Raw genomic sequence first — 23293 nt, forward strand, 5'->3', positions numbered from 1 at the left:
TCACGGCCCGGGGAGCTCACCGCGGGCCGCGGCGTCGAGCCGGGCGCGGGCCGGGCGGGGCAGGTGCAGCCGCCCGGACCGCTCGAGGCGGTCCAGCTCGGCGCGGGCGCGGCCGTGGGCGGCGAGCCGTTCGGGTTCGGAGTCGGAGTCCCGCGCGGTGGTCAGCAGCTTCACCACGCGCTCGACGGTGCGCCGCTCCTCGGGGTCCAGCCCGGCGAGCCGGATCCGGTCGGCGGCGTCCACCGCGGCGGTCCAGGCGCGGCGGGCGGCGTCGACGGCGCGCACGTGGGTCGCGGCGTGCGGCTCGGCCGGGTAGCCGTCGGTGTCCAGCGCCTGGGCCTCGGCGAACGCGTCGACGAACCGTGCGGTGGCCGCCACCGTGGTGTCCGACAGCGCCGGGCGGCGCAGCACGGCCAGCGGGTCGGCCTCGTGCGCGGCGAACTCGCCGCGCAGCCGCTGGAACTCGGCCCGTGCACATCGCCACGCCTGCTCGGCGGCGACGGCGTCGGGCGACAGCGCGGGCCGCGGGACCGGTTCCGCCGCCGGACCGTCCGCCGGGCCGCGGTCGGCGCGCAGCCGCCGGTAGGCGCCGACCACCGCCATCACCAGCAACGCCAGCGACAGGAGCTGGACCACCACGGTCAGCACCGGCACCACCGCCCCTCCGCCCCCGGACCGCCGTCCACGGTGCCCCAGGTGGGCGGATCGCGCCACGTGCCGCCCGCCCGGAGCCGGGCGTCGTCCCGCTGGGTGGGCACCCCGTCCCGAGCGGTGGTCGGGACCGCTCCGATCGTGTCAGGATCACGCGTCCGTCGCGGGGGAACCCCTGTCGCGACGGGGTTCGTCGCCGACCGTGATGAGGAGACCGATGTTCCGCAAGGTGCTGGTGGCCAACCGGGGCGAGATCGCCATCCGGGCGTTCCGGGCCGCGTTCGAGCTGGGTGTCTCGACGGTGGCGGTGTTCCCGTACGAGGACCGCAACTCGCTGCACCGCGCGAAGGCCGACGAGTCCTACCAGATCGGTGAGCCGGGTCACCCGGTCCGCGCGTACCTGTCGGTGGAGGAGGTCATCCGCGCCGCGAAGAAGGCCGGCGCGGACGCGGTCTACCCCGGCTACGGCTTCATGTCGGAGAACCCCGACCTCGCCCGTGCCTGCGCCGAGGAGGGCATCACCTTCGTCGGCCCGCCCACCGAGGTCCTGCACCTGACGGGCAACAAGTTCCGCGCCGTGGCGGCCGCCCGTGAGGCCGGCGTGCCGGTGCTGGAGTCCTCCGACCCCTCCGACGACGTCGAGGAGCTGCTCGCCGCCGCCGAGAACATCGACTTCCCGATCTTCGTCAAGGCCGTCGCCGGCGGCGGCGGGCGCGGGATGCGCCGGGTCACCGAGCCCGGCGACCTGCGCGACGCGATCGAGGCCGCGAGCCGGGAGGCGGAGTCGGCCTTCGGCGACGGCACCGTGTTCCTGGAGCAGGCGGTGGTCAACCCCCGCCACATCGAGGTCCAGATCCTCGCCGACGCCGAGGGCAACGTCGTGCACCTCTACGAGCGCGACTGCTCGGTGCAGCGCCGCCACCAGAAGGTCGTCGAGATCGCCCCGGCCCCGAACCTGGACCCGGAGCTGCGGGACCGGATCTGCGCCGACGCGGTGAACTTCGCGAAGACGATCGGCTACGTGAACGCCGGCACCGTGGAGTTCCTGCTCGACGAGCGCGGCAAGCACCACTTCATCGAGATGAACCCGCGGATCCAGGTCGAGCACACGGTCACCGAGCAGGTCACCGACCGCGACCTGGTCATCGCCCAGCTGCGGATCGCCTCCGGGCTCACGCTGCCGGAGCTGCGGCTGACCCAGGACGACATCACCCTCACCGGTGCGGCGATGCAGACCCGCATCACCACCGAGGACCCGGCCAACGAGTTCCGCCCCGACGTCGGCACGCTGTCGGTCTACCGCTCCCCGGGCGGCCCGGGCGTGCGCCTGGACGGCGGCACCGTGCACGTCGGCGCCGAGGTCTCGGCGCACTTCGACTCGATGCTGGTCAAGCTGACCTGCCACGGCCACGACTTCGCCAACGCCGCCCGGCGCGCCCGGCGCGCGCTGGCCGAGTTCCGGATCCGCGGTGTGGCGACGAACCTGCCGTTCCTGGCCGCCGTGCTGGAGGACGAGGACTTCAAGCAGGGCCGGGTGACCACCAGCTTCATCGAGGAGCGCCCGCACCTGCTCAAGGCCCGCCCGTCGGCCGACCGCGGCTCGCGGATCCTGCAGTACCTGGGCGAGGTCACGGTCAACAAGCCCAATGGTGACCGGCCGCTGGTCGTGGAGCCGGTGGACAAGCTGCCCGCCGGTGTCGACCTGGAGACGCCGGCGCCGGACGGCTCCGCGCAGCTGCTGCGCGAGCTCGGTCCCGAGGGCTTCGCGCGCCGGCTGCGTGAGCAGACCGCCGTCGCCGTCACCGACACGACGTTCCGCGACGCCCACCAGTCGCTGCTAGCGACCCGGATCCGGACCCGGGACCTGCTCGCGGTCGCGCCCTACGTGGCGCGCACCATGCCCGAGCTGCTGTCGCTGGAGTGCTGGGGCGGTGCGACCTACGACGTCGCCCTGCGCTTCCTCGCCGAGGACCCGTGGGACCGGCTCGCCGCGATCAAGGCGGCGGCGCCGAACATCTGCACCCAGATGCTGCTGCGCGGGCGCAACACCGTCGGCTACACGCCGTACCCGACGGAGGTGACCGACGCCTTCGTGCAGGAGGCGGCGGACACCGGCATGGACATCTTCCGGATCTTCGACGCCCTCAACGACGTGTCCCAGATGCGTCCGGCCATCGACGCCGTCCGCAGCACCGGCACGGCGCTGGCCGAGGTCGCGCTCTGCTACACCGCGGACCTGTCGGACCCGGGGGAGAAGCTCTACACCCTCGACTACTACCTGCGCCTGGCCGAGGAGATCGTCGAGGCCGGTGCGCACGTGCTGGCGATCAAGGACATGGCCGGGCTGCTGCGCCCGCCGGCGGCGCGGACGCTGGTCACGGCGTTGCGGGAACGCTTCGACCTCCCGGTGCACCTGCACACCCACGACACCGCGGGCGGTCAGCTCGCGACGCTGGTCGCGGCGATCGACGCCGGGGTCGACGCCGTCGACGGCGCGGTCGCCTCGATGGCCGGCACCACGAGCCAGCCGTCGCTGTCGGCGCTGGTCGCGGCCACCGACCACACCGACCGTGCGACCGGGCTGAGCCTGGCCGCGGTCGGGGACATGGAGCCGTACTGGGAGGCGGTGCGCAAGGTCTACGCGCCGTTCGAGTCCGGGCTCGCGGCGCCGACCGGGCGGGTCTACCACCACGAGATCCCCGGCGGGCAGCTGTCGAACCTGCGCCAGCAGGCGATCGCGCTCGGGCTGGGCGCCCGGTTCGAGCTGATCGAGGACTGCTACGCCGCCGCGGACCGGATGCTGGGCAGGCTGGTGAAGGTGACGCCGTCGTCGAAGGTTGTCGGTGATCTGGCCCTGCACCTGGTCGGGGCCGGGGTGGAGCCCGCGGACTTCGAGAAGGACCCGGCGAGCTTCGACATCCCGGACTCGGTGATCGGGTTCCTGCGCGGTGAGCTGGGTTCGCCGCCCGCGGGCTGGCCGGAGCCGTTCCGGACCCGCGCGCTGGAGGGCCGCAGCCCCGAGGCGGAGAAGGCGGAACTGTCCGGCGACGACCGCGAGGGTCTCGCCCACGACCGGCGCCGCACGCTGAACCGGCTGCTGTTCCCCGGCCCGACCAAGGACTTCGACACCCACCGCGAGCAGTACGGCAACACCGCGGTGCTGTCGTCGAAGGACTTCTTCTACGGCCTGGAGGAGGACCTCGAGCACACCGTCGACCTCGAGCCCGGCGTCACGCTGATCATCGAGCTGGAGGCCGTCTCCGAGCCCGACGAGCGCGGCTACCGCACCCTGCTGACCACCCTGAACGGCCAGCTGCGCCCGGTGTCGGTGCGCGACGAGTCGGTTGCCACCGAGGTGAAGGCCGCGGAGAAGGCGGAGAAGGGCAACGACGCGCACGTCGCCGCCCCGTTCGCCGGTGTCGTGACGCTGCAGGTCGAGGAGGGCGACACCGTCGACGACGGCCAGACCGTCGCCACCATCGAGGCCATGAAGATGGAGGCGTCGATCACCGCGCACCGGGCCGGCACCGTCACGCGGCTCGCGATCGGGAAGGTCACCCAGGTCGAGGGCGGGGACCTGCTGGTCGAGCTGGACTGAGCCGCACGGCACGATGGAGCGATGACCAGGCTGATCGCGGGCACGGCGGGCGGACGACGGCTCGCCGTGCCGCCGTCGGGGACCCGGCCGACGTCGGACCGGGTCCGGGAGGCGCTGTTCTCCGCGCTCGACCACGACCCGGGCCTGCACGGCGCCGCCGTGCTGGACGTGTGCGCGGGCTCCGGCGCGCTGGGGCTGGAGGCACTGTCCCGGGGCGCCGCCGAGGCGCTGTTCGTCGAGTCGGACAAGCGGGCCGCCGGGGTGCTGCGGCGCAACCTGGCCGCGGTCGGGCTCGGCGGGACGGTCGTCGCGGGGCGGGCCGGGACCGTGCTGGCCGGGCCCGCGCCGCGGGCGTTCGACGTCGTGCTGGTCGACCCGCCCTACGCGGTGCCCGACGACGAGGTCGCGGGCTGGCTGAGCGCCGCCGCCGTCCACGGCTGGCTCGCACCCGGGGCGGCCGTCGTCGTCGAGCGGGCGAAGGCGTCGGGCGAGTTCGCCTGGCCGGAGGGGTTCACCGCGGGCCGGTCACGCCGCTACGGCGACACCGTCCTGCACCACGGCTCGCTCGTGGGCTGAGCCCGGATCAGGCCGCCGGGCCCAGCAGCCGGTCGGGCGTCAGGTCGGGCACCGTGCGGTGCGCCCCGGCTGCGGTCAGCTCCGCGTCCCCGGCCGTCGTCCGTACCCCGACGATGGTGCCCATCCCGGCCGCGACCAGCGAGGACACCCCGGCGACGGAGTCCTCGAACGCGACGCAGCCGCCCGGGTCGGCGGCGAGACGGCGGCATGCGGCGAGGTAGCCCTCCGGGTCCGGCTTGCCGCGCACCACGTCCTCGGCGGTGACGACCAGCTCGACCAGCGGGGCCGCGCCGAGCACGTCGCCCAGCACCCGGTCCGCCCAGCCGCGGCGGGCGCTCGTCACCACCGCGAGCCGGTGCCCGCGCTCGGCCAGCGAGCGGAGCAGTGCGGGTGCGCCGGGGACGACGTCGACGTCCTCGGCGAGGGCGGAGCCGTGCCCGGCCAGCTGTGCGGCGAGCTCGTCGGGGTCCTCGCCGCGCCACGGCCCGTCGACCTCGCGCAGCACGTCGACCGCGCGGCGGCCCATGAACCGGTGCCGGTAGGTGTCGTCGTCGACCTCGGCGCCCCACTCGGCGAAGAACCGGGCCCAGATCCGACGGTGCACGTGCTCGCTGCGCACGAGGGTGCCGTCGAGGTCGAAGACGACCGGGGCCCCGTCGGGGACGGTGGCCACTGCGTCGGCGCCGCTCACAGGCGGAACAGCTCGTCGCCGGCGTGCACGGTGTGCCCGGTGGGGGCGCTGACCGACCCGGCGGGTGAGTCCAGCACGACGACCGGGCAGGTCGCGGCCAGTCCGGCCGCCCGCACGGCGGCGAGGTCGACGGTCAGCACCGGGGTGCCCGGCTCGACCGGGTCGCCCTTCGCGACGTGCACGGTGAACCCGGCCCCGCCGAGCGAGACCGTGTCGATCCCGACGTGCACCAGCACCCCGGGCCCGTCGGCGGGGGCGACGACGAAGGCGTGCGGGTGCAGCGCCGCGACCGTCCCGCCGACCGGGGCCAGCACGACCGCCTCGGTGGCGTCCGCGGACGGCTCGACGGCCGTCCCACCGCCGAGCAGCTCGTCACGGAACACCGGGTCCGGCACTCCCGCCGGCCCGACCACGGTCCCGTCGACGGGCGCGAGCACGGATCTCACAGGAGGTCCCGGACGTCGTCGCAGAGGTTCTCCGCCTCCGGCCCGATCACGACCTGCACGACGGTCCCGGACCGGACCACACCGTGCGCCCCGGCGGCCTTCAGCGCGGCGTCGTCGACCAGGCCGGGGTCGCCGACCTCGGTCCGCAGCCGGGTGATGCACGCCTCGATGTCGGTGATGTTCCCGGGCCCGCCCAGCCCCGCCACGATGTCGTCGGCCCTGCTCATGGGGTTCCTCCGCTCTCCGGTCACTACTGGTCATGACCAGTGTCTTGACAGTGCCGCGATCGCCCCGCACCCTCACTGGTTATAACCAGACCGTACCGGCTGACGCGGCGGCTCCACAACGCCCGCGCACCGGCCCCGGTCGCCGACACCTCACGAGGAGTGCGAGCCCATGAGCACCTCCACAGCGGAACCGGTACGACGACGGGCCGGGCTGGCCGGCCTGCAGCGTCTCGGCCGGAGCCTGATGCTCCCGATCGCCGTCCTGCCCGCGGCCGGTCTGCTGCTGCGTCTCGGGCAGGACGACCTGCTCGGCGGGGTCGAGGCGCTGAAGCAGCCCGCGGCGGTGCTCGCCGCGGCCGGCGGCGCGCTGTTCGACCACCTCCCGATGATCTTCGCGGTCGGCATCGCGATCGGCTGGGCGCGCCGCTCCGACGGCTCCACCGCGCTGGCGGCCCTCGTCGGCTACCTCGTCATGGACGGCGTGTTCACCGCGCTGTCCCCGGTGCTGCTGCCCGGGGTGCTCGACTCGAAGGGCGAGCAGGCCACGATCGACTTCGGGGTGCTGGGCGGCATCGTCGCGGGGCTCGTCGCGGCGCTGCTGTGGCAGCGCTTCCACCGCACGACGCTGCCGACCTTCCTCGGCTTCTTCAACGGCCGTCGGCTGGTCCCGATCCTCACCGCCGTCTCGATGATGGTGATCGCGTCGGTGATGAGCCTGGTCTACCCGGTCTTCAACGCCGGGCTGACCGGGCTGGGCACTGTGGTCGGGGAGAACGCGGTCGTCGGCGGCGGGATCTTCGGCCTGGTGAACCGGCTGCTGCTGCCGATCGGGCTGCACCACATCGTCAACAACGTCGTCTGGTTCCTCATCGGGGACTACCAGGGGGTGCACGGCGACCTGCAGCGGTTCTTCCAGGGTGACCCGACCGCGGGCACCTTCATGACCGGCTTCTTCCCGATCATGATGTTCGCGCTGCCCGCCGCGGCACTCGCGATCTGGCACGAGGCCCGCCCGGAGCGGCGCAAGCTGGTCGGCGGGATCATGGTGTCGGTCGCGCTGACCTCCTTCGTCACCGGCATCACCGAGCCGCTCGAGTACGCCTTCGTCTACGTCGCGTGGCCGCTGTACCTGATCCACGCGGTGCTCACCGGCACCTCGCTCGCGCTGGTCAACGCGCTCGACATCCACAGCGGGTTCGCCTTCTCCGCCGGCGCGATCGACTACGTCCTCAACTTCGGCCAGTCCACCCGTCCGCTGTGGCTGATCCCGATCGGGTTGGCCTACGCCGTCGTCTACTACGTGCTGTTCCGCTTCGTGATCCGCCGCTGGAACCTGCGCACCCCTGGCCGGGAGGACGACGAGACCACCGGCACCGAGACCACACCGGCCACCGTCACGGCCGCGACCACCGAGAGCGCCGGGACCACCGGGGCCACCGGGGACACCGACACCGCCGGACGGACCGACCGGTGACCACCCACGAGGAGCAGGAGAGCACCGTGCACACCCGCACCGCCATCGTCGCGTCCCGGGTGGGGCTGCACGCCCGCCCGGCCGCGCTGTTCGCCCGCGCGGCAGGCGCCACCGGACTGGACGTCACCGTCGCGACGCAGGGGAAGGACCCGGTCGACGCCCGCAGCGTCCTCGGGCTCATGACCCTCGGCGTCGTCTTCGGTGACGAGGTCGTGCTGCGGGCCGCCGGCGACGACGCACCCGCCGCGCTGGACGGCCTCGTGGCGCTGCTCGAGACGGACCACGACGCGTGACGGCGGACCGCGTGCTGCGCGGCACCGTCGTCACCGACGGCCGGCTGCTCCCGGACTCGGTCGTCGCGGTCGCGGGGGACCGGATCGTCGCGGTCGTCCCGGCCGCGGCGTACGACGGTCCGCTCCCGCCCGCGTCGTCGTCGCTGTTGCTGCCCGGGCTGGTCGACGTGCACGACCACGGCGGTGCCGGACACGGCTTCCCGGACGCGACGGCGGCCGGGGCCGCGGCGGCCGTCGCCCACCACCGGGCGCACGGCACGACGACGACGGTTGCCTCGCTCGTCTCGGCCCCGCCGACCGTGCTGGCCGAACGGATCGCGACGCTGCGCCCGCTCGTCGTCGCCGGGGACCTCGCCGGGATCCACCTGGAAGGCCCGTTCCTGGCGACCGCGCGGTGCGGAGCGCACGACCCGCGCGCGATCCGCCCGGGCGACCCCGTGCTGCTCGACGAGCTGCTGACCAAGGCCGACGGCGCCGTGGCGTCGGTGACCTACGCACCGGAGACCGCGCACGCGGCGGACCTGCTCGCGGTGCTCGCCACGCACGGCGTGCTGCCGAGCATCGGCCACACCGACGCCGACGCCCGCACCACCGCGACCGGGATCGAACGGGCCGGCGGGGCACCGATGAGCGCCACCCACCTGTTCAACGCGATGCCCCCGATGCACCACCGGGCGCCCGGGCCGGCCGCGGCGTGCCTGGCGGCGGCTGCGCGGGGCGAGCTCGTCGTGGAGCTCGTCGCGGACGGGGTGCACCTGGCCGCCGAGACCGTCGCCGCGGTGTTCGACCTCGTCGGGCCGGACCGGGTCGCGCTGGTCACCGACGCGATGGCCGCGGCCGGGATGCCCGACGGCCAGTACCGCCTGGGCACGATGCAGGTCCGGGTCGAGGACGGCGTCGCCCGGATCCCGGACGGGCCCATCGCGGGCGGCACCGCGTGCCTGGTCGACGTCGTCCGGGCCACGGTGCGCGACGCGGGGGTCCGGCTGCCGGACGCGGTGCTCGCCGCGACCCGCACGCCGGCCCGGCTCCTCGGGCTCGACGGCGAGGTCGGGTCGCTGGTCCCGGGCCACCGCGCCGACGTGCTCGTCACCGACGCGGACCTGCGGCCGCGCCACGTGCTGCGTGCCGGGGAGCCCGTCATCGGTGGGGGTGCGTGATGGAGGTCGTGGTCCTCGACGACCCACGGGCCTGCGGGCGGGCGGTCGCCGACGCCGTCGCCGAGGTCCTGGCCCGTGACACCGGCCGGCCGGCGACCCTCGGGCTCGCCACCGGCAGCTCCCCGCTGCCCGCCTACGCCGAGCTGATCCGGCGGCACCGCGAGGAGGGGCTGTCCTTCGCCGGGGCGCGGGCGTTCCTGCTCGACGAGTACCTGGGCCTGCCCGCGGGGCATCCGCAGTCCTACCGCGAGGTCATCCGCCGGGAGCTGACCGACCACCTCGACATCGACCCGGCCGCGGTGCACGCTCCCGACGGCACCCGCGCCGACCCGGAGGCGGCCGCCGCCGATTACGAGCGGCTGCTCGCCGCGCACGGCCCGGTGGACCTGCAGATCCTGGGCATCGGCGGGAACGGCCACATCGGGTTCAACGAGCCCGGCTCGCCGTTCGACTCGCGCACCCGGGTCACGACGCTGACCGAGCGGACCCGCGCCGACAACGCACGCTTCTTCGACCGTCCGGCCGACGTGCCGCACCGGGTGCTCACCCAGGGGCTGGCCACCATCACCGGTGCGCGGCGGATCGTGCTCGTCGCGACCGGGGAGGGCAAGCGCGCAGCCGTGGCGGCGACCGTGTCCGGACCGGTCACGACCGACGTGCCCGCGACCGTGCTGCGCACCCACCCGCACTGCACGCTCGTGCTCGACCGGGCGGCCGCCGGGGAGCGGGCCGGGCCCGTCGCGGCCGGGCAGGTCGGCGCACCGGGACGGGGGCGGTAGTGGCTACGGTGGACGGCACCATGAACGGCGAGGTCCGGATCGGCGACGGGGTCGTGCCCAAGCACGAGCAGCTCCGCACCCTGCTCGCGGAGACGATCGCGCGGGACTTCTCACCGGGCGACCCCTTCCCCAGCGAGCGCAGGCTGTGTCTTGACCACGGCGTGAGCCGGGTGACGGTGCGGGCCGCCGTCGGCGAGCTGGAGCGCGACGGGCTGCTGACCCGGGTCCGCGGCAAGGGCACCTACGTCGCCGCCCGCACCGCGCGCTCCCGGCTGCACCTCGCGTCCTTCCACGACGACATGCGCCGGCTCGGACTCACCCCGACCACGGTCGTCCTCGAGGTCGCCTGCACCACCGGGCCGCCGGAGGCCGTCCGTGCGCTCGGCCAGGGTCCCGACGGCCGGTGCTGGCACCTGCGGAGGCTGCGCGTCGCCGACGGGGTGCCGATGTCGATCGACGACGCCTGGTACGACGCCGAGCGGGTCCCCGACCTCGACGCCCACGACCTCAGCGGCTCGGTCTACAAGATCCTGCAGGACCACTACCGGCTCCCCATCGACCGCGCCGAGCAGACCGTCGCCGCCCGGCAGGCCGACGAGGCCTCGGCGGTCCTGCTCGGGATCCCCGCCGGGCACCCGGTCCTGGTGTTCGACCGGACCGCCAGCTCCGGCGACCGGCCGGTCGAGTACACCGTGTCCCACTACCGCGGTGACCGCTACGAGCTGCACATGTCGCTCGACCGGAGCTGGGCCTGACCGGTGATCACCGGCTGATAGGTTCCGCCCCATGCCCGAGGTCCGCCGCGCCGTCTGCCCCGGTTCCTACGACCCGCCGACGGTGGGGCATCTCGACGTCATCGCCCGCACCGCGGGGCTGTTCGACGAGGTGTACGTCGCGATCCTCGTGAACCCCCGCAAGGAGGGGCTGTTCTCCGTCGACGAGCGTGTCGCGATGCTCACCGAGATCACCGCGGACCTGCCGGGCGTGCGGGTCGAGTCGTTCCAGGGCCTCGTCGTCGACTACTGCCGTGAGCGCGGCGCCCGGGCGATGGTCAAGGGCCTGCGCGGCGCGACGGACTACGACTACGAGCTCCCCATGGCGCACATGAACCGGCACCTGACCGGGATCGAGACGCTGTTCCTGCCCGGCGCGCCCGGTCAGGTCTACGTGTCGAGCTCGCTGGTCAAGGAGGTCGCCCGCGGCGGCGGCGACGTCACCGCGTTCCTCCCGCCGAGCGTGCACACCCGGCTGCTGGAGCGCCTGTCCGGCTGAGCCTGGACCCCTGCGAGGCTCACCCGGTCGGAACTTGACACGCGGGAGCGGCGCCGAATAACGGGTCCGCGCCCGCGACGGTGAGAGGATCGCTCGCGTGTACCGGGTCTTCGAGTCGCTGGACGCGCTGGTGACGATCGTCGAGGAGGCGCGCAGCGTCCCGATGACGTCGAACTGCGTGGTCCCGCGCGGCGACGTGCTGGAGCTGCTCGACGACGTCCGCGAGGCGATCCCGGGCGAGATGGACGACGCCCAGGACGTGCTCGACCGGCGCGACGACATCGTGTCCGAGGCCGAGCGCGAGGCGGAGGAGACTCGGACCGCGGCGAACTCCGAGGCCGAGGAGACGCTGCAGAACGCGCGCACCGAGGCCGAGCGGCTCGTCGCCGAGGCGCAGGAGGAAGCCGCGCGCACCCTGGCCGAGGCCCGCCACGAGGCGGAGCGCGCCGTCGCCGAGGGTCGCCGTCAGTACGCCGAGCTCACCGACCGGGCCCGTGACGAGGCCGAGCGGATGAGCCACGCCGGGCGGGCCGCGCACGACCGGCTCATCGCCGACGGGCAGAACGAGCAGACCCGGCTGGTGTCCCAGACCGAGGTCGTCCGCTCCGCGCACGCCGAGGCCGGCCGGATCGTCGACGGCGCGCACGCCGAGGCCGACCGGCTGCGCCGCGAGTGCGACGACTACGTCGACACCACCCTCGGCGAGCTGGAGACCACCCTGAACAACGCGCTGGGCGTCGTCGGGCGCGGGCGCAGCCAGATCTGGCGCGGTCAGTACGGCCCGAACTACGGCGGCGGGCTGCCCCCGGAGCAGGGGCGCACCGGCACCGGGATGGACCTGATCGACTGACGGCCGCCGGCACCGGGTCGGGTCAGTCCGGTCCGCGGTAGGTGTGTCCGGTGGGTGTGGTCGTGAGGACGGTCCCGTCGGGTGTTCGGGTGACGTGCCATCCGGGTTGTTCGCGGATGTGGTTGTGGAACTCGCACAGTCCGCGTCCGTTGTCGAGTTCGGTGTGTCCGCCGTCGGTGTGGCGGTGGATGTGGTCGATGTGGCGGAGGGGTGCGTCGCAGTAGGGCTCGGTGCACCGGTTGTTCGCTCGGGCTTTCACGAGGGTGGCGAGGAGTCCGGTGAAGGTGCGTTGGCGTGAGTCGCCGCCGATGACCAGGCCCTGGTCGGTGAGCAGTCGGCGCAGTGACGCGGTGCCCTCGCTGGTGGCGAGCAGCTCGACCGGGACGGGTCCGAGTCCGGGGATCTCCGCGGGCAGTGGGGAGGTGGGGTCGAGCAGGGCCTGGACCGGGACGGTGACCTGGACTTCGAGGTTGACCGCGGTCGCGGTGGCCTGTCCGGTGACGCGTTCGACCAGGGTGTCGGCCATGATCTGCCCGCGGCTGCGGGTCAGGGGTGCCGGGTCGACCTGGACCTGCACGAAGGCTTTCTGCAGTGCGGCGAGGCAGGCCGCGCCCTGTGCGACGGGGAGGTAGGCGGTGAGGTAGCTCATCGCGTCCGGTGCCGGGCGCAGGGTGACCCGGCGTTCGGCCGCGGCGGCGTGGACGCGGGCTCGGAAGCGTTCGGGCGCGATTTCGGCGACCATGCGGCGGGTCATGGCGCGGAGCCGGCCGATGCCGAGCCGGGTGAGGTCGTGTGTGGCGAGGCGGGTGTCGAGGTGCCTGCGCTGGTGTGGGTCGAGGTCGCGGCGTTCGACGGCGATGGCGGTGACCTTGGCGGCGCTGAGCTCGCCGGCGGTGTGGAGGCCGCGGACGTGGTCGAGCCCGGAGTGCAGGTCGCGGGCGTTCGCCACGCGGGTGCGGGCCTCGGTGGTGGAGACCCGGCAGGCGAGCTGGATCTGGGCGACGACGCTGCGGTGGAGCCGCTCGGGGTCGGTCCGGGCGCGGTCGCTCCCGTCGGTCCCGTCATCGGTGAGCCGGTTCTGGATGTGCGTCTGGGCGAACGCCCGGATCCGACTCGCCTGCAGCGCGGCGAGGGAGGCCTGGACGGACTCGATCTGCTGGACCTGGTCGATCAGGTCGGCCTCGGAGAGCAGTGTGGTGTCGTCGCCGATGGCCTGGTCGATCAGGAGCTGGATGAGGGCGAGGTCACCGGAGCGGAACCGGCCGGAGCCCACGCCGGTGGCGTGGGCGGGTGGCTCCTGGGTCGCGGTCACATCGCCGATGCTATTCGAATGTGTGTTCGATCGCTAGTTCCCGTTCACCATTGCGAACTCGTGAGCTGCGAGAACGGTGAAGGTCCTGCGCCCAGGCATCAGCGGGAGCACGATGCGCCGGCACCCCGGGACCACGGCAGGGCCGAGGTCCCGGCCGGCCCTGCCGTGTGCCGTCGGCTGCGGCCGGGACGCCGGCGCGCCGATCGGGGCCCCGCTCGCCCCACCGTCAGCCCTGCTCCGCCGCCCACTCGGCGACCCGCCGCGCGCTCTCCTCCGGCGACAGGTCCTCCACCCGGGTCATCACCGCCCACCGCACTCCGTACGGGTCGACGACCGAGCCGAACCGGTCCCCGGACACGAACGTCGAGACCGGCTCTCGCACGGTCGATCCGGCCTCGGCCAGCGTGGCGACGGTCGCGTCGGTGTCGGGCACGTACACCGCGAGCGACAGCGACACCGGGTGGTCGCCCGCCGGGGCGGCGACGAGGCCGTAGTCGGGCATCGCGTCGGAGACGGTGAACCGGCCGGCCGCCAGCTCCAGCTCGGCGTGCCCGATCATGTCGCCCATCTCGGTGACCGAGAGCACCCGGGCCCCGAAGGCGGCACAGTAGAGTTCGATCGCCGCGCGGGCGGGTGAGGCCACCAGGTGCGGGGTGAGCGAGGTGACCCCGTGCGGGCGGCCGTCGGTGGTGTGGGTGCCGGTGACGCTGCTCGTGAGCTCCATGGGACGAGCGTGCCCGCCCCGCGACACAGGCGGATTGAACATTGCCGACAGGAGTGGCCGATGACCGTCGAGTCGCGCGGGCACCTGAACCCGGGCGCCCCGGAGGTCGCCCTCGACCGGGTTCGGATCGGGCTCGACGACCTCGTGCGCTGGGTGTGGACCGCCCGCTGGGACGTGCCGCCCGGGCGCACGGTGCGCCAGCGGGTGCTGCAGTACCCGGCGTTCAACCTCGTCACCGACCCGGTCACCGCGACGCTGCACGGGCCGCGCACCGGCGTCGACGTCCGGGAGCTGACCGGGCGGTCCTGGGTCGTCGGCGTGCTGCTCCGGCCCGGCGCGACCCCGCTGTTCACCGCCACCGCACCGGCCGCACTGCGTGGCGCCGACGAGGAGGTCCACGCCGCGCCGGTGGCGGAGCTGGCCGCGGCCGTGGCGTGCGGCGACCCGGCCGCGACGGTGCGGGACTGGCTCGCCCCGCTGGCCGACCGGGTCACCGACGCCGGACGCCTGGTCAACCGGGCCTGCGCGCTGGCCGAGTCCCGCACCGACGTCGTACGCGCCGACCAGCTCGCCGAGCTCGTCGGCGTCGCGCCGCGGACACTGGAACGGCTGGTCCGCGGCCACATCGGGCTGACCCCGCTGTGGCTGATCGAGTGCCGTCGCCTGCAGCACGCCGCCGCGGTGCTCCGGACCGACCCGGACGCCGCGCTGGCCGGGCTGGCCGCCGAACTCGGCTACGCCGACCAGGCCCACTTCACCCGTCGCTACCGGGCCGTGCTCGGCGAGACCCCCGGCGCCACCCGGCAGGCGGCCCGCGCGGCCGGGTGATCGCGGCAACGGCTGCGGCGCAGGTGCTTCACCGCGGGCAAACACTGTGATCGGATACGCCGGAAGCAGGAATCCAGGTCACCCGCCGTACTACTCTCCCGCGCATGGCACGCCGGCCCGAACCCGACCCGACGACCTGGTGGGAACGCTATGGGCACCGGCTGGAAGGACCCCCCGTGACGAACCCGGCCCCGCCCCCGAGGCCCCGCGTCCCGAGCTGCCCCGCTCCGAGGCTCGGCGTGGGAACGCCGGGGCGGCCGCGGCGGACCTGCGTGAGGACGCCATGCTGCGGCCCCGGCCCGACCGGCCGCGCACCGGTTGGCGTCGTGCCCTCTACGACATCACCGGTGGCCGGGTGAACCCCGGCCCCAGCGACGCCGAGGAGCTCCGCACCGGGATGCTGGCCCGGGTCCGCGCACCACTGGCCGGTGCGCACCGGGTGGCGGTCATGTCGGTGAAGGGCGGCGTCGGCAAGACCACGGTCGCGGCCTGCCTCGGGCAGGCGCTGGCCGAGCACCGAGGGGACCGGGCCGTCGTCCTCGACGCGAACCCCGACGCCGGCACGCTCGCCGACCGGCTGACCGGCGACTCCCGGATCACCGTCCGCGAGCTGCTGAACGACCTGGAGGGGGTCGGCACCTGGACCGACGTGTCCCGTTACACGAGCCTCGCCGGACGCCTGCAGGTCCTGGCCTCGGAGCAGGACCCCGCCTCCGGTGAGGCGTTCTCCCGCGACGAGTACGAGCGCGTCGTCGACCTGCTGGGCCGCTTCTTCAACATCATCATCACCGACTCGGGCACCGGGATGGTGCACTCCACGATGCAGGGCACCCTCGCTCGCGCCGACTCCGTGGTCGTCGTGGGAGCCCCCACCGTCGACGGGGCGGGTCGGGCCAGCAAGACGCTGGACTGGCTGGTCGCGCACGGCCACGGCGACCTCGTCCGCAACGCGGTGGTCGTGCTGTCCTGCGACCGGCGCAGCGCCGAGGTCGACGCCGCCCGGATCCGCGAGCACTTCGCCCAGCGGGTGCGCGGCGTCGTCGAGGTGCCGCACGACCCGCACCTGGCCACCGGCGGGCGGATCGACCCGGCCCGGCTCCGACCGGCCACCGCGGACGCGTTCCTGGAGCTGGGTGCCCTGGTCGCCGACGCGTTCGACGTGCGACGACGCGACTGACCGGGCCGCGTACGCTGGTCGGCGAGATGAACACCGCGCGCAGCCAGAACCGTCCCGACGACAACCCCTGGGTCCTCTCCACCCGCGAGCTGGCCCGCCGCCCCGGCAACCAGCGCACCGTGGCCCGCACGGTCCCCGCGCCGTCCGGCGACGCCGAGATCGGCCTGACCGGGGTGATCACCGTCCCCGGCGGGTCCGACGTCGAGCTCGACGTGTCCCTGGAGTCGGTGACCGAGGGCGTCTACGTCTCCGGCACCGCCGACGCCCGGCTGGCGGGGGAGTGCTCGCGCTGCCTGGAGCCGATCGGCGAGGACGTGCAGGTCCGGATCGGCGAGCTGTTCGCCTACCCGGACTCGGTCACCGAGGAGACCACCGACGCCGACGAGATCCCGCGCCTGGTCGACGAGCGCATCGACCTCACCCAGGCCGTGCGCGACGCGATCGTGACCGAGCTGCCGATGGCACCGCTGTGCCGCGAGGACTGCCCTGGTCTGTGCGTCGAGTGCGGGGAGAGGTGGGCCGATCTCCCATCGGATCACGGGCATGAGACACTGGATCCTCGTTGGGCGGCGCTCCGTGAGCGCCTGCCCTCCACCGACTGAGCGGCGGCTCCCCGTGAGCCCGCTCCCCGGTGGGCAGACCTGATCGTTCGAAGTACCGAGGAGTGTCATCATGGCCGTTCCCAAGCGCCGGATGTCGCGGTCGAACACGCGTGCGCGCCGGTCGCAGTGGAAGGCCACTGCGCCGACCCTGGTCGCCTGCTCGAACCGCGCCTGCCGTGAGCCGAAGCTGCAGCACATCGCCTGCCCGACCTGTGGGCAGTACGACGGTCGTCAGGTCACCAGCCCGGCCTGATCGCAGCAGTGGGCGACAAGAGTGTGACCGGTCCGGTGACGGACCGGTCACCTCTGCTGTCCGCACTCGGTGTGGACCTGGACGAGACGCTGCTCACGCTGGCGCTGACCCACCGGTCCTACGCCTACGAGCACGGTGGACTGCCGACCAACGAGCGCCTGGAGTTCCTGGGCGACTCGGTGCTGTCGATCGTGATCACCGAGCGGCTGTACCGGGACCACCCGGACCTCCCCGAGGGGCAGCTGGCGAAGCTGCGCGCGAGCGTGGTCAACATGCACGCGCTCGCCACCGTCGCCGTGGCGTTGCCCACACCGGACGGTGTGCCGCACGGCCTCGGCGCGTACCTCTACCTGGGGCGCGGTGAGGAGCTGACCGGTGGCCGGTCGAAGGCCAGCATCCTGGCCGACGCCACCGAGGCGCTGCTCGGCGCGGTGTACCTCGCGCACGGCCTCGAGCCGTCCCGTGAGCTGATCCACCGGCTGTTCGCGGACCTGCTGCACAGTGCCCCGTTGCTCGGCGCGGGCCTGGACTGGAAGACCAGCCTGCAGGAGCTCACCGCCGCCGGCGGGCACGGTGTGCCCGAGTACCGGATCGACGAGGAGGGCCCGGACCACCTGAAGGTGTTCACCGCGACGGCCGTCGTCGGGGGTCGTGACCTCGGCAGCGGCGCGGGACGCACCAAGAAGGAGGCCGAGCAGAAGGCGGCCGAGATCGCCTGGCACGCGCTGTCCGACGAGAGTGCCGGCTCCGGGCGGTAGCCGCGATGCCGGAACTGCCCGAGGTCGAGGTCGTCCGCCGCGGCCTCGCCGACCACGTGCTGGACCGGCGGATCGCGCGCGTCGAGGTCCTGCATCCGCGCGCGGTGCGCCGGCACCCCACCGGGGCGGACGACTTCACCGCCCGGCTGGCCGGGCGCACGCTGTCCGCGGCCGCCCGGCGCGGCAAGTACCTCTGGCTGGAGCTGGACACCGCCGGCCCCGGCGACGACGCGCTGCTCGCGCACCTGGGCATGTCCGGGCAGATGCTCGTCGAACCCCCGGACGCGCCCGACGAGAAGCACCTGCGGGTCCGCGTCCGGTTCGACGACGACGGCCCCGAGCTCCGCTTCGTCGACCAGCGCACCTTCGGCGGGCTGTCGGTGCACCCCCTCGCCGCGGCCGCGGGCGGCGGCCTGGTGCCCGAGCCGGTCGCCCACATCGCCCGCGACCCGATGGACCCGGCGTTCTCGGCCGACGACGCCGTCGCGGCGATGCGTCGCCGTCGCACCGAGGTCAAGCGGGCGCTGCTCGACCAGACCGTCGTCTCCGGGATCGGCAACATCTACGCCGACGAGGCGCTCTGGCGGGCCCGGCTGCACGGCACCCGGCCCACCGAGAAGCTGACCCGGGCCCAGGGCCACACCGTCCTCGACGCCGCGACGACCGTCATGCACGAGGCGCTCGCCCAGGGCGGCACCTCCTTCGACGCGCTGTACGTCAACGTCAACGGCGCCTCGGGCTACTTCGACCGCTCCCTGAACGTCTACGGCCAGGCGGACCGGGCGTGCCGTCGCTGCGGCACCCCGATCCGCCGGGACGCGTTCATGAACCGTTCGTCGTTCACCTGCCCGCGGTGCCAGCCGGCCCCACGGCCCCGCCGCTGACCGGCGCTGACCGGGCGCCGACCGGCGCGGGGCCTCAGGAGCAGTCGCGGCGCAGCAGGTCCTCCGGGGTGTCGCGGCGCAGCAGCGGCAGCGACGCCCCCGCGGCGACGGCGACCACCGGCGGGCGCGGGACCTGGTTGTACGTCGAGGCCATCGAGGCGTGGTACGCGCCGGACACCGGCACCGCCAGCAGGTCCCCGGGGGCGACGTCGGCGGGCAGCCGGACGCCGTCGGCGATCACGTCGGAGGACTCGCAGTGCCGCCCCGCCACGCGGACCGACTCCAGTGGTGCCCGGGTGGCGCGCCCGACGAGCCGGACCGGGTAGCGGGCGCCGTAGAGGGCGGGGCGGGGGTCGTCGCTCATGCCGCCGTCGACCAGCACGGTGGTGCGGCCGTCGCCGCAGCGCTGCACCGCGCCGACCCGGTAGAGCGTCACCCCGGCCCGGGCGACGATCGCGCGCCCCGGCTCGACGAGCAGCCGCGGCTCGTCGATGCCGTGCGCCGCGCAGGCCCGGGCCAGGGTGCCCCGCACGGCCCGGCCGAAGATCGCCGGGTCCAGGCAGGGCTCGCCCTCGGCGTAGCCGACCGCGTGCCCGCCGCCCAGGTCCAGCTCGGCGACGGTGACCCCGTACCGCGCACGCAGCGCCGCGATCACGCCCACCATGCGGACCGCGGCCCGCTCGTAGCGCGACACCGACGGCACCTGCGAGCCGAGATGGCAGTGCAGCCCGGCCAGCTCCAGCTCGGGGCGGGCCAGTACCCGTCCGGCGACCTCCAGCGCCTCGGCGGGCGGCATCCCGAACCACGACGACGCGGTGCCGGTGGTGAGCCCCGGGTGGGTGCCGGCGTCGACGTCCGGGCTGATCCGCAGCAGCACCTTCTGCCGGCGCGGCGCGAGCGCGGCGATCCGGTCGACCTCCGCCGCCGAGTCCAGCACGATCCGCCCGACGCCCGCGGCGAACGCCGCCTTCAGGTCCTCGTCGGTCTTGACGGTGCCGTGCAGCACGATGCGGTCACCGGGCAGCCCCGCGGCCGCGGCCACCGCGACCTCGCCGCCGGAGCACGCGTCGACCGAGCAGCCCTCGTCGGCGACCAGGCGGGCCATCCCGCGGCAGAGGAACGCCTTGCCGGCGTAGACGATCTCGGCGTCGGGCAGCGCGGCCCGGTAGGCACGGCAGCGGGCGCGGACGTCGGCGGTGTCGAGCACCTGCACCGGGGTGCCGAAGCGGGCGGCGAGCTCGGTGAGGTCGACCCCGCCGATCTGCAGGGCGCCGTCGGAGGTCGTGCGGGTCGTGACCGGCCACAGGCCCGGCTCGAGGCGGGCGGCGAGCGTCGGGCGGAGGGAGGGGAGCAGGTCGGCGAGGGTCACCGGAATGACTCCTTGGTCGCGGGCGCCCGGTGCGGGCGCCGTGCCCCTCCGTTGTCGCCCCGCGGGGCCGCGCGCGTCCGCCGTCGCTACGCCCCCCTGACGCCGTCCGGCGCAGGACTGGCGGCCCGTTGACACCCGGCTCCGACACCCGGCTCGACACGCGCCCGGTGCAGCGGTGCGCAGACTACTGCGCATCGCGTAGTAGTCTGCGATGCGTAAGGAGGTGCGATGGACACCAGCCAGCTGCTCAAGGGAGTGCTCGACCTCGCGGTGCTCGCGGTCCTGGACCGCGCGGACGGATACGGCTACGAGGTCGTCCGGGCCCTGCGCGGCGCCGGCCTCGCCGAGGTGGGGGACGCCTCGGTCTACGGCACGCTGCGCCGGCTCTACGGCGCGGGCCTGCTGACCTCGTACGTGGTCCCCAGCGAGGAGGGGCCGCACCGCAAGTACTACGCGATCAACGAACCGGGCCGGGTCCGGCTGCGGGAGACGACCGACCGGTGGCGTGCGTTCGCCACCACGATGGAAGGCCTGGTGGGCACGTGAGCACCGAGAGCACCGGCGGCCCCGACGGCGCCGCCACGACCCGGATCGGTGACCCGGTCGGCATCGAGTACCTGCTCGGGCTGCGGGAGGCGCTGTCCGACCTGCCGCCGGCGGAGGTCGAGGAGATCGTCGAGGACGCGCGGGGCCACCTCGCCGACCTCTCCGACGAGCTGGGCCCCGCCTTCGACCGGGCCGCGGTCCGCGACCGTCTCGGCACGCCGGAGGCCTACGCGGCGGAGCTGCGCACCGCGGCGGGCTACCCGGCCCGGCAGGCACCCGCGCCACGCGGGCGGGCCGCCACGTCGTGGGTCGCCGTGGCCGCACTCGTCGTCGCCGCGTTCTTCATGCTCTGGGCCGGATCGGTGCTGTGGAAGCTCGGGGACCGGACGGCGCTGCTGGTGTTCGTCGCGGCGGTGACCGCCGGTGCGGGATTCGTAACCGTCTGGTCCGAGGGACCCGCGCTGCCGCGCACCGCGGCGCTGCCGTCGGCGGTCGCGCTGCGGGAGCGGCTGGACCGGGCCCGTACCGACGGCGGCGCCACGGGGTTCCTCGTGTCGTTGCAACCCGGCTGGTGGGTGCTGCGCGCCCTGGTCGCGGCCGGGTTCATCGGGTGGGCGTTCGGCGGCGGCGGGTCCGCCGGGCTGGTGACGGCGCTGGTCCTCGCCGTGCCCTCGGTGCCGCTGTCGGTGCTGCTCGGCCGGCGCAGTGCGGCCGACCGGCGGCTGCTGTGGGCCGTCGTACCGCTCAACGCGTTCGCGGTGGGACTGCTGGTGGCCGCGGTGCTGACGCAGGGGCAGGACCGCACCGGGGACGCGGTGTCCTACTCGACCCCGCCGGGGCTGAGCCTCGACGGCACCACCGTGGCCGACGTGCGGCCCTTCGACGCGAAGGGGAGGCCGCTGAGCGATGTGTACCTGTTCGACGAGAACGGCCGCCCGCTCGCGGTCGACGACCACTCCTGCGTCGACGAGGGGGTCGACGAGCGGTATGCCACCACGTCCACCCCGCCGGCGCCCGGGCCGTACCCGCGGGGCGTCCGCACGACCGACCCGACGACCGGGCGCTGCGTGACCCGGCCGCCGCAGCCACTGGTCGTGACGATCCCGCAGACCACGGCGCCCCGTCCGACGAGCGCGCCGGCCGCCCCGTCGACCGCCCCGTCGACCGCCCCGTCGACCGCCCCGTCGACCGCGCAGTCGACCGTGCCGGTGCCGGCCGCGCCGACCACGACGGGCTGACGCCGGGGCCGGGCGCCCACGGGGGGTGGGCGCCCGGCCCTCACAGCCAGTCGTTGTGCTTGAACGCCACGTACAGCACGAGGCCGAGCAGCAGCATCAGCCCGATGGCCATCGGGTAGCCCAGGGCCCAGTGCAGCTCCGGCATCTCGTCGAAGTTCATGCCGTAGATGCCGGCGATCAGGGTCGGCGCGAACAGGATCGCCGCCCACGACGACACCCGCTTCATCTGCTCGTTCTGCGCGTAGCCCGCCTCGGTGAGCCGGGTCATCTCCTCGTTCTGGCGCTGCGCGACGAGCGTCGAGTTGACGGTGAGGATGTTGCCGAGCAGGTCCCGGAAACCCTCGACGCGCTCCCGGACCCGGGTCGCGTGGTCGATCACGTCGCGCATCGCGCGGCGCAGCTCCAGGTCCGGGGCGTCGCCGGACTTGGCGAACCGGGCCCGCAGCTCGATGAAGATCTCCTGCAGCGGCTCGACGGCCCGCTGGAACGCGATGACCTGCCGGGTCAGCTGGTAGATGCGCCGCGACACGTTCGGGTCGCCGCGGAACACCTCCTCCTCGATCCCGTCGATGTCGTCCTGCAGGCCGTCGAGGACGGGGAAGTAGTCGTCGACGACCCGGTCGAGCACCGCGTAGAGCACCGCCATCGGGCCGTGCGCGAGCAGCTCGGGGTCGTTCTCCAGCCGGTCGCGGACCTCGCTGAGCTGCGGCTCGACGGCGTGCCGCACGGTGATCACGAAGTCGGGTCCGAGGAACAGGTGGACCTCGCCGATCTCCACGACCTCGTCGGCGTCGACGTAGCGGGCGGGGCGCAGCACCACGAACTCGGTGCGGCCGTAGCGCTCCAGCTTCGGGCGCTGGTGGGCGTTGACGGTGTCCTCGATCGCGAGCGAGTGGAGGTCGAACTCGTCCGCGACCTGGTGGAGCTCCTCGACGTCCGGGCGCAGCATCCCGATCCAGCAGAACGCCGTGGCCCCCTCGCCGTGGTCGGCGCGGCAGCCCTGCATCACCTCGACCGCGCTGTCGACGGACTCCGGCGCCGCGGCGCGCTTGCCGTCGACGTAGACCGCGTTGTCGATCACGGACATGCGTGGGCCTCCTCCGGTCCCGGCCGGGGAGCGCCCCGGCCGTCACCGGGAAGGGTATCCAGCGGTGCGGTCCGCAACCGTGCGACGACGAGCGGGCCGCCGACGCGCCACCGCCGACGGTGCGACCGTCGCGGCACGGGTGAGCAGCGCGGCCCCGAGCAGCACCGCCAGCAGCCACAGGTCCGGGCCCGCGAGGTGCAGCTCGGCCAGGTGGCGCAGGCCGAAGCCGTCGCTGAACCCCCAGCAGACCACGGCGACGGCGAGTGCGCCCACCGCCGTCGTCGCGGCGGCCAGGAGCACGGTTCCCACCCCGGCGACCACGACCGCGGCCGCGGCGGAGCCGCCAGGCCCCGCACCGGCGAGGGCCGCGACGCCGCCGGTCAGGCCCGCGGCGACACCGGCGGCGATCCCCGCGACGAAGCCGGCGCCCCCGGTCAGGGGCGGCGGCGGGACCGGACGGGCGGGGCGGCGCTGCAGCATGCGCGGGAGCGTGCGCCC

At 74.5% G+C, this 23293-nt stretch carries 26 protein-coding genes; 17 read left to right on the forward strand and 9 right to left on the reverse strand.

Going from position 1 to position 23293, the window contains the following annotated elements; translation table 11 throughout:
* On the reverse strand, positions 1 to 657 hold the full coding sequence (locus tag KPL59_RS09005) for a hypothetical protein (protein WP_226360515.1): 657 nt from the start codon (positions 655 to 657) through the stop codon (positions 1 to 3).
* A gap of 211 nt (positions 658 to 868) precedes the next feature.
* Between KPL59_RS09005 and KPL59_RS09010 the strand changes: the two genes are divergently transcribed.
* Both KPL59_RS09010 and rsmD read left to right on the forward strand, forming a co-directional pair.
* A complete protein-coding gene (locus tag KPL59_RS09010; protein WP_226360516.1) occupies positions 869 to 4249 on the forward strand; it encodes a pyruvate carboxylase in 3381 nt (1126 codons plus the stop codon).
* 21 nt (positions 4250 to 4270) lie between these two features.
* Positions 4271 to 4825, forward strand: coding sequence for a 16S rRNA (guanine(966)-N(2))-methyltransferase RsmD (rsmD, locus tag KPL59_RS09015; protein WP_226352517.1), 555 nt, complete (start codon positions 4271 to 4273; stop codon positions 4823 to 4825).
* A 7-nt stretch (positions 4826 to 4832) separates the two neighbouring features.
* Here the strand turns inward: rsmD and KPL59_RS09020 are convergent, their stop codons facing one another.
* From KPL59_RS09020 to KPL59_RS09030, 3 genes are read right to left on the reverse strand one after another with little or no spacing between them, the layout of a single operon-like run.
* Positions 4833 to 5516 carry an HAD family phosphatase gene (locus tag KPL59_RS09020; protein ID WP_226352516.1) on the reverse strand — a complete coding sequence of 228 codons (684 nt, stop codon included), beginning with the start codon at positions 5514 to 5516 and terminating at the stop codon, positions 4833 to 4835.
* Positions 5513 to 5962 carry a PTS glucose transporter subunit IIA gene (locus tag KPL59_RS09025; RefSeq protein WP_226360517.1) on the reverse strand — a complete coding sequence of 150 codons (450 nt, stop codon included), beginning with the start codon at positions 5960 to 5962 and terminating at the stop codon, positions 5513 to 5515. The genes KPL59_RS09020 and KPL59_RS09025 overlap by 4 nt, the downstream gene beginning before the upstream one ends.
* Positions 5959 to 6189 (reverse strand): glucose PTS transporter subunit EIIB, encoded by a 231-nt coding sequence (locus tag KPL59_RS09030; RefSeq protein ID WP_020626212.1) that lies wholly within the window; start codon positions 6187 to 6189, stop codon positions 5959 to 5961. Before KPL59_RS09030 ends, KPL59_RS09025 begins: the two co-directional genes overlap by 4 nt.
* Positions 6190 to 6358: 169 nt before the next feature.
* On the opposite strand from KPL59_RS09030, the gene KPL59_RS09035 reads away from it, so the two are divergent.
* The 7 genes from KPL59_RS09035 (at position 6359) to KPL59_RS09065 (ending at position 12017) form a co-directional block, all read left to right on the forward strand.
* Complete coding sequence (locus tag KPL59_RS09035; protein ID WP_226360518.1) at positions 6359 to 7663, forward strand: PTS transporter subunit EIIC; 1305 nt, start codon at positions 6359 to 6361, stop codon at positions 7661 to 7663.
* Between the two features lie 26 nt (positions 7664 to 7689).
* Positions 7690 to 7956: an HPr family phosphocarrier protein gene (locus KPL59_RS09040; protein ID WP_374111608.1), complete on the forward strand. Its 267-nt coding sequence runs from the start codon at positions 7690 to 7692 to the stop codon at positions 7954 to 7956.
* Positions 7953 to 9116: an N-acetylglucosamine-6-phosphate deacetylase gene (locus KPL59_RS09045; RefSeq protein ID WP_226360520.1), complete on the forward strand. Its 1164-nt coding sequence runs from the start codon at positions 7953 to 7955 to the stop codon at positions 9114 to 9116. The genes KPL59_RS09040 and KPL59_RS09045 overlap by 4 nt, the downstream gene beginning before the upstream one ends.
* Positions 9116 to 9895 (forward strand): glucosamine-6-phosphate deaminase, encoded by a 780-nt coding sequence (locus KPL59_RS09050; protein ID WP_226352511.1) that lies wholly within the window; start codon positions 9116 to 9118, stop codon positions 9893 to 9895. The genes KPL59_RS09045 and KPL59_RS09050 overlap by 1 nt, the downstream gene beginning before the upstream one ends.
* A 20-nt stretch (positions 9896 to 9915) precedes the next feature.
* Entirely contained in the window at positions 9916 to 10650 is a 735-nt protein-coding gene (locus KPL59_RS09055; RefSeq protein ID WP_043280643.1) for a GntR family transcriptional regulator, read from the forward strand.
* Positions 10651 to 10681: 31 nt separating this feature from the next.
* Complete coding sequence (coaD, locus tag KPL59_RS09060) at positions 10682 to 11167, forward strand: pantetheine-phosphate adenylyltransferase (protein ID WP_226352510.1); 486 nt, start codon at positions 10682 to 10684, stop codon at positions 11165 to 11167.
* A 97-nt stretch (positions 11168 to 11264) separates the two neighbouring features.
* Positions 11265 to 12017 (forward strand): DivIVA domain-containing protein, encoded by a 753-nt coding sequence (locus tag KPL59_RS09065; RefSeq protein ID WP_226352509.1) that lies wholly within the window; start codon positions 11265 to 11267, stop codon positions 12015 to 12017.
* 22 nt (positions 12018 to 12039) lie between these two features.
* Here the strand turns inward: KPL59_RS09065 and KPL59_RS09070 are convergent, their stop codons facing one another.
* Positions 12040 to 13329, reverse strand: a complete 1290-nt coding sequence (locus tag KPL59_RS09070; protein WP_226360521.1) for a DUF222 domain-containing protein — start codon at positions 13327 to 13329, stop codon at positions 12040 to 12042.
* A 226-nt stretch (positions 13330 to 13555) separates the two neighbouring features.
* Positions 13556 to 14053 carry a glyoxalase/bleomycin resistance/extradiol dioxygenase family protein gene (locus KPL59_RS09075; RefSeq protein ID WP_020626221.1) on the reverse strand — a complete coding sequence of 166 codons (498 nt, stop codon included), beginning with the start codon at positions 14051 to 14053 and terminating at the stop codon, positions 13556 to 13558.
* Between the two features lie 60 nt (positions 14054 to 14113).
* On the opposite strand from KPL59_RS09075, the gene KPL59_RS09080 reads away from it, so the two are divergent.
* The 6 genes from KPL59_RS09080 to mutM all read left to right on the forward strand — a co-directional run bounded on the left by KPL59_RS09080 (position 14114) and on the right by mutM (position 18555).
* Positions 14114 to 14881, forward strand: a complete 768-nt coding sequence (locus KPL59_RS09080) for a helix-turn-helix domain-containing protein (RefSeq protein WP_226360522.1) — start codon at positions 14114 to 14116, stop codon at positions 14879 to 14881.
* A 283-nt stretch (positions 14882 to 15164) separates the two neighbouring features.
* Positions 15165 to 16058, forward strand: coding sequence for a MinD/ParA family protein (locus tag KPL59_RS09085; RefSeq protein WP_086002393.1), 894 nt, complete (start codon positions 15165 to 15167; stop codon positions 16056 to 16058).
* 26 nt (positions 16059 to 16084) lie between these two features.
* Positions 16085 to 16660, forward strand: coding sequence for a DUF177 domain-containing protein (locus KPL59_RS09090; RefSeq protein ID WP_020626224.1), 576 nt, complete (start codon positions 16085 to 16087; stop codon positions 16658 to 16660).
* Positions 16661 to 16730: 70 nt separating this feature from the next.
* On the forward strand, positions 16731 to 16913 hold the full coding sequence (rpmF, locus tag KPL59_RS09095) for a 50S ribosomal protein L32 (protein ID WP_020626225.1): 183 nt from the start codon (positions 16731 to 16733) through the stop codon (positions 16911 to 16913).
* An 8-nt stretch (positions 16914 to 16921) separates the two neighbouring features.
* Positions 16922 to 17671 (forward strand): ribonuclease III, encoded by a 750-nt coding sequence (rnc, locus tag KPL59_RS09100; protein WP_020626226.1) that lies wholly within the window; start codon positions 16922 to 16924, stop codon positions 17669 to 17671.
* A 5-nt stretch (positions 17672 to 17676) separates the two neighbouring features.
* The gene (gene mutM / locus KPL59_RS09105; RefSeq protein WP_075333115.1) at positions 17677 to 18555 is read left to right on the forward strand and encodes a bifunctional DNA-formamidopyrimidine glycosylase/DNA-(apurinic or apyrimidinic site) lyase; all 879 of its coding nucleotides are present in this window, start codon (positions 17677 to 17679) and stop codon (positions 18553 to 18555) included.
* A 34-nt stretch (positions 18556 to 18589) separates the two neighbouring features.
* Here the strand turns inward: mutM and lysA are convergent, their stop codons facing one another.
* Positions 18590 to 19924, reverse strand: coding sequence for a diaminopimelate decarboxylase (gene lysA / locus KPL59_RS09110; RefSeq protein ID WP_226352504.1), 1335 nt, complete (start codon positions 19922 to 19924; stop codon positions 18590 to 18592).
* A gap of 228 nt (positions 19925 to 20152) precedes the next feature.
* On the opposite strand from lysA, the gene KPL59_RS09115 reads away from it, so the two are divergent.
* A complete protein-coding gene (locus KPL59_RS09115; protein ID WP_020624001.1) occupies positions 20153 to 20470 on the forward strand; it encodes a PadR family transcriptional regulator in 318 nt (105 codons plus the stop codon).
* Positions 20467 to 21708, forward strand: coding sequence for a DUF1700 domain-containing protein (locus KPL59_RS09120; protein ID WP_226360523.1), 1242 nt, complete (start codon positions 20467 to 20469; stop codon positions 21706 to 21708). Before KPL59_RS09115 ends, KPL59_RS09120 begins: the two co-directional genes overlap by 4 nt.
* A 40-nt stretch (positions 21709 to 21748) precedes the next feature.
* Here the strand turns inward: KPL59_RS09120 and KPL59_RS09125 are convergent, their stop codons facing one another.
* Together KPL59_RS09125 and KPL59_RS09130 are read right to left on the reverse strand one after the other, a co-directional pair.
* On the reverse strand, positions 21749 to 22795 hold the full coding sequence (locus KPL59_RS09125) for a magnesium and cobalt transport protein CorA (RefSeq protein WP_226352502.1): 1047 nt from the start codon (positions 22793 to 22795) through the stop codon (positions 21749 to 21751).
* Between the two features lie 42 nt (positions 22796 to 22837).
* The gene (locus KPL59_RS09130; protein ID WP_226352501.1) at positions 22838 to 23275 is read right to left on the reverse strand and encodes a hypothetical protein; all 438 of its coding nucleotides are present in this window, start codon (positions 23273 to 23275) and stop codon (positions 22838 to 22840) included.
* Positions 23276 to 23293 lie beyond the last annotated feature (18 nt).

The organism is Pseudonocardia sp. ICBG1142, assembly GCF_020496255.1.
GTDB lineage: Bacteria > Actinomycetota > Actinomycetes > Mycobacteriales > Pseudonocardiaceae > Pseudonocardia.

Coding starts and splice junctions, on each gene's coding strand:
- KPL59_RS09010 (WP_226360516.1), top strand. CDS start 869: ATGTTCCGCAAGGTGCTGGTGGCCAACCGGGGCGAGATCGCCATCCGG.
- rsmD (WP_226352517.1), top strand. CDS start 4,271: ATGACCAGGCTGATCGCGGGCACGGCGGGCGGACGACGGCTCGCCGTG.
- KPL59_RS09030 (WP_020626212.1), bottom strand. CDS start 6,189: ATGAGCAGGGCCGACGACATCGTGGCGGGGCTGGGCGGGCCCGGGAAC.
- KPL59_RS09035 (WP_226360518.1), top strand. CDS start 6,359: ATGAGCACCTCCACAGCGGAACCGGTACGACGACGGGCCGGGCTGGCC.
- KPL59_RS09050 (WP_226352511.1), top strand. CDS start 9,116: ATGGAGGTCGTGGTCCTCGACGACCCACGGGCCTGCGGGCGGGCGGTC.
- KPL59_RS09055 (WP_043280643.1), top strand. CDS start 9,916: ATGAACGGCGAGGTCCGGATCGGCGACGGGGTCGTGCCCAAGCACGAG.
- coaD (WP_226352510.1), top strand. CDS start 10,682: ATGCCCGAGGTCCGCCGCGCCGTCTGCCCCGGTTCCTACGACCCGCCG.
- KPL59_RS09075 (WP_020626221.1), bottom strand. CDS start 14,053: ATGGAGCTCACGAGCAGCGTCACCGGCACCCACACCACCGACGGCCGC.
- KPL59_RS09080 (WP_226360522.1), top strand. CDS start 14,114: ATGACCGTCGAGTCGCGCGGGCACCTGAACCCGGGCGCCCCGGAGGTC.
- KPL59_RS09085 (WP_086002393.1), top strand. CDS start 15,165: ATGCTGCGGCCCCGGCCCGACCGGCCGCGCACCGGTTGGCGTCGTGCC.
- KPL59_RS09090 (WP_020626224.1), top strand. CDS start 16,085: ATGAACACCGCGCGCAGCCAGAACCGTCCCGACGACAACCCCTGGGTC.
- rpmF (WP_020626225.1), top strand. CDS start 16,731: ATGGCCGTTCCCAAGCGCCGGATGTCGCGGTCGAACACGCGTGCGCGC.
- mutM (WP_075333115.1), top strand. CDS start 17,677: ATGCCGGAACTGCCCGAGGTCGAGGTCGTCCGCCGCGGCCTCGCCGAC.
- KPL59_RS09115 (WP_020624001.1), top strand. CDS start 20,153: ATGGACACCAGCCAGCTGCTCAAGGGAGTGCTCGACCTCGCGGTGCTC.
- KPL59_RS09125 (WP_226352502.1), bottom strand. CDS start 22,795: ATGTCCGTGATCGACAACGCGGTCTACGTCGACGGCAAGCGCGCCGCG.
- KPL59_RS09130 (WP_226352501.1), bottom strand. CDS start 23,275: ATGCTGCAGCGCCGCCCCGCCCGTCCGGTCCCGCCGCCGCCCCTGACC.